Source organism: Bradyrhizobium tropiciagri (assembly GCF_001189845.1).
GTDB classification, from domain to species: domain Bacteria; phylum Pseudomonadota; class Alphaproteobacteria; order Rhizobiales; family Xanthobacteraceae; genus Bradyrhizobium; species Bradyrhizobium tropiciagri.
In genome coordinates this window covers 1-3124 of record NZ_LFLZ01000156.1, presented here as the reverse complement: position 1 = coordinate 3124, position 3124 = coordinate 1, and the positions used below count along the sequence as shown (strand labels likewise).

4 protein-coding genes are annotated in these 3124 nt (G+C 62.9%); all 4 read right to left on the bottom strand.

The window, feature by feature from the left end; translation table 11 throughout:
- Positions 1 to 41: 41 nt before the first annotated feature.
- The 4 genes from AKN84_RS44125 to tnpA are packed head-to-tail and all read right to left on the bottom strand — an operon-like array spanning position 42 to position 3027.
- On the bottom strand, positions 42 to 644 hold the full coding sequence (locus AKN84_RS44125) for a plasmid pRiA4b ORF-3 family protein (RefSeq protein WP_050426580.1): 603 nt from the start codon (positions 642 to 644) through the stop codon (positions 42 to 44).
- Positions 641 to 2206: an IS66 family transposase gene (gene tnpC, locus AKN84_RS44120; RefSeq protein ID WP_050426579.1), complete on the bottom strand. Its 1566-nt coding sequence runs from the start codon at positions 2204 to 2206 to the stop codon at positions 641 to 643. The genes AKN84_RS44125 and tnpC overlap by 4 nt, the downstream gene beginning before the upstream one ends.
- A 51-nt stretch (positions 2207 to 2257) precedes the next feature.
- Positions 2258 to 2611 (bottom strand): IS66 family insertion sequence element accessory protein TnpB, encoded by a 354-nt coding sequence (gene tnpB, locus AKN84_RS44115; protein ID WP_050426578.1) that lies wholly within the window; start codon positions 2609 to 2611, stop codon positions 2258 to 2260.
- Positions 2605 to 3027: an IS66-like element accessory protein TnpA gene (gene tnpA / locus AKN84_RS44110; protein ID WP_050426577.1), complete on the bottom strand. Its 423-nt coding sequence runs from the start codon at positions 3025 to 3027 to the stop codon at positions 2605 to 2607. The genes tnpB and tnpA overlap by 7 nt, the downstream gene beginning before the upstream one ends.
- Between the last annotated feature and the right edge of the window lie 97 nt (positions 3028 to 3124).

Below are 3124 nucleotides of genomic sequence, written 5' to 3'. Positions count from 1 at the left end.
GTAAGCGTAGCTCTGCGGCCCGTTTGAATGGCGCTTGACGCCTATTTTGTTCGCGTGGCGCGTCGCCTCGGTATCCATGTGTCGGACAACGCGTTGACGGCGGCTTCGAGCGCCTTCCGGTCGACGACGTTGGGATTGAACCGCTCCGGGCCCCAGAGGCGCATGTGTTCGTGTTCGGGATGGCCGGGATCGCTGATGGCGGCGAGGTATTCGGCATAGCCTGGCGCACCGCCGACGTCTTCCGGAGGACAACGACCGGCGGCCTCGAGCAGGAAGGGAAGCCCCTCCGTCGTGGTGTTCTCGAACCATTTTTCGAGCTTGATCACATGGTCCCAGCTGTCGCCGAAGTCATAGAGATAGTGGATCGTCTTGGCGCCGGTCTCTCGAACGATATCGCAAAGCCGGGCTTTGCGGGCATCCATGGGCTGGTGGCCGTAATCGTTGTGGGGATCAGGAATCCCCCAACGGACCTCACCAGCGGAGAACTCGAAGAGGTGACTGTTCGTCCAGCCGAATGCCTCCTGAAGTGTCAGATGCAGCCGATCAAGGCGCAGGGTGACGGGTACGACAAGGCGACGCATCACCTCCGGCTTCACATCCTTGAGGGTCACCTTGATCCGGACCGCGGTCGTGTTCAGGCTCATGCCGCCAGTCTCGGATCGTGTGCATGCATGGTGTAGATCGGCGCCCAAGGGAGCAGTTCGTCCAGTCGCGCCGCAGGCCAACCATTGACGAGCTTGGCGAGAACGTCAGCGAGCCAGTGCTCGGCACTGACGCCATTGAGCTTACAGGTCTCAATGAGCGAAGCCAGCAATGCCCAATTCTCGGCACCTTCGTCGCAACCGGCAAAAAGGGAGTTCTTGGCATTGAGCTTGATCGGCCGCATCGCTCGCTCGACCGCATTGGTGTCCATCTCGATGCGCCCGTCATCAAGGTAGAGCGTCAGGCCGTCCCAATGACGCAGCGCGTAACGCAGGGCCTTCGCCGTGTCGCTCTTCTGCGCAAGGTGAGCAAGCTTGGCCTCAAACCACTGCTTCAAGGCTGTAGCCAGAGGCCGGGCATGCGCTTGTCGCCCCGCGCAGCGCTCGTCCGCAGATCGGCCGCGGAGTGCCTTCTCGACCGCGTAAAGCTGGGCGATGCGCTCGAGGGCCTCGCGGGCAACCGGAGCTGGCGCCGGCGCAGCCTCCCGCTCGATCTTCACAAACTGGCGCCTCAGATGCGACCAGCAGAAGGCGAGCGTCCCGGACAGTGCGTCCGCACGCGTCTCTCGGGTCATGGTCTTGTAAGCCTGATAGCCGTCGCAGTGGATGATGCCGCGATAGCCCTCAAGCAAGCGCAAGCCATGAACGGCCCCGCGGCCCGGTGCATAGGCATAGACCACCCCAGGTGGGTCAGGTCCGGCCCAGGGCCTGTCATCGCGCGATAGCGCCCAGAAGTAGCCGGTTTTGGTCCTGCCGCGCCCCGGATCCAACACCGGTGCGGGGGTCTCATCGACACAGAGCTTCGAGGAGGTGAGCAGAAGCTCGCGCAGACGATGCCATAGGGGTTTTAATTCCTGGGCGGCATAGCCAACCCAGAAGGCGAGCGTGGAACGGTCCAGCGCTATTCCGTGCGTCGCCAGCATCTGCGCCTGGCGGTACAGCGGCAAGTGCCAATGATACTTGGCATCGATCACATGCGCGACCAGTCGCTCGGTGGGCAATCCTCCCCTGATCAATCGCTCGGGAGCGGCGTGCTGGAGGACGACGCCGTGACAGGCGCGGCAGGCCAGCTTGGGTCTGCGGGTGACGATGACGCGATACTGCGCCGGTACGACGTCCAGCCTCTGGCTCTCATCGTGACCGATCTCAAAAAGGACGCCTGCGCAACACGGGCAGCAAGTTGCAGCGGGCATCAGGGTCTCGATGATGCGCGGCAAATGCTCCGGCAGCTGACCACGGTTGGCTCTGCGCTCGGCCGTCCTCTTCTCGTAGGTTCTGGGATTGGCGCGATCCTCGGCTGCTTCGAGGACCGCGACGGCCTCTTCGATGTCCTCCAGAACAAGCTGCAGCTGATCAGCGTCCAGCTTTTCCGAGGATCGACCGAACTGCGCATCTTTTGCAAGCTTGAGCAACCGCTCGAGCCTGGCGCAGCGATCCAGTAGAGCCGCGGCAAAGACGCGCAACTCGGCCGGATCGCTCGGCAGCTCATCAGGCAAATCACTCATTGGCCCAAGTCTGCCATGCTTCGCGCCACGATGCAGCGAAGATTTGTATCTTTACGCAAGCGCTTTCGGCTGCGGGGTCCGAGGCGCGTGCATCCGCGTCCAATCCATGCCGGCCACCAGTGCTGACAGCTGGGCTGCATTCATCCGCATCACACCGGCCACGATGGGTGGCCATTTGAAGCTGCTGCCATCGAGCCGCTTCCAGTACATCACAAGGCCGCTGCCGTCCCAGACGACAATCTTCACTCGATCGGCGCGCTTCGCACGGAACACCACCGCCACGCCCTTCATCGGGTCATGGCCCAGCGTCTCCTTCGCCAGCAGCGCCAAGCCTTCCGCTCCCTTCCTGAAGTCGACAGGTTGCGTCGCCACGTAGATCATGAGGCTCGCGGGTGGCGTCAGCATGAACGTGTCCGTCGGAGCGCAATGAACACATCGCTCAATACAGCAAGGCCAGGCGCCCCGCGCACCTCCACACGCGCGCCCTGGAACTCAACCGTCACAACGGCGGCTTCGGGCGACCCGGAGGGGTCTGCGGCCGCAGGCAACGCCGTTTCCGACATCACCGGCACGAACGACAGCGTGTCCGCCGACGCCGGCAGTACCAATTGGCCCAAACGCGCCCGGCGCCGCCAGTCATGCACCTGCTGGGGCCGGCAGCCATGACGACGGGCGACGTCTGTGACGATCGCCCCCGGCTCGAGGCTTTCCGCCGCAATCTGCGCCTTCAAATCATCCGGCCAGCGCTTGCGACCTACGCCTGCGAACACTTCAATGCGCGGTGACAACGGTCGTCTTATGTCGTCAGAATGGTCGTCCATTGTGAGCACCCTTCCAGAAGATGACTCTTCTAACGGTGCTCTCAAGACTCCGCACAAACAATCCAAAGGGCCTCGGCGCTACGCTTACGTCGAGAAA

Excerpts from the sequence above, each read along its gene's own strand:
- AKN84_RS44125 (WP_050426580.1), bottom strand. The coding sequence starts at position 644 with ATGAGCCTGAACACGACCGCGGTCCGGATCAAGGTGACCCTCAAGGAT.
- tnpB (WP_050426578.1), bottom strand. The coding sequence starts at position 2,611 with ATGCTGACGCCACCCGCGAGCCTCATGATCTACGTGGCGACGCAACCT.
- tnpC (WP_050426579.1), bottom strand. The coding sequence starts at position 2,206 with ATGAGTGATTTGCCTGATGAGCTGCCGAGCGATCCGGCCGAGTTGCGC.
- tnpA (WP_050426577.1), bottom strand. The coding sequence starts at position 3,027 with ATGGACGACCATTCTGACGACATAAGACGACCGTTGTCACCGCGCATT.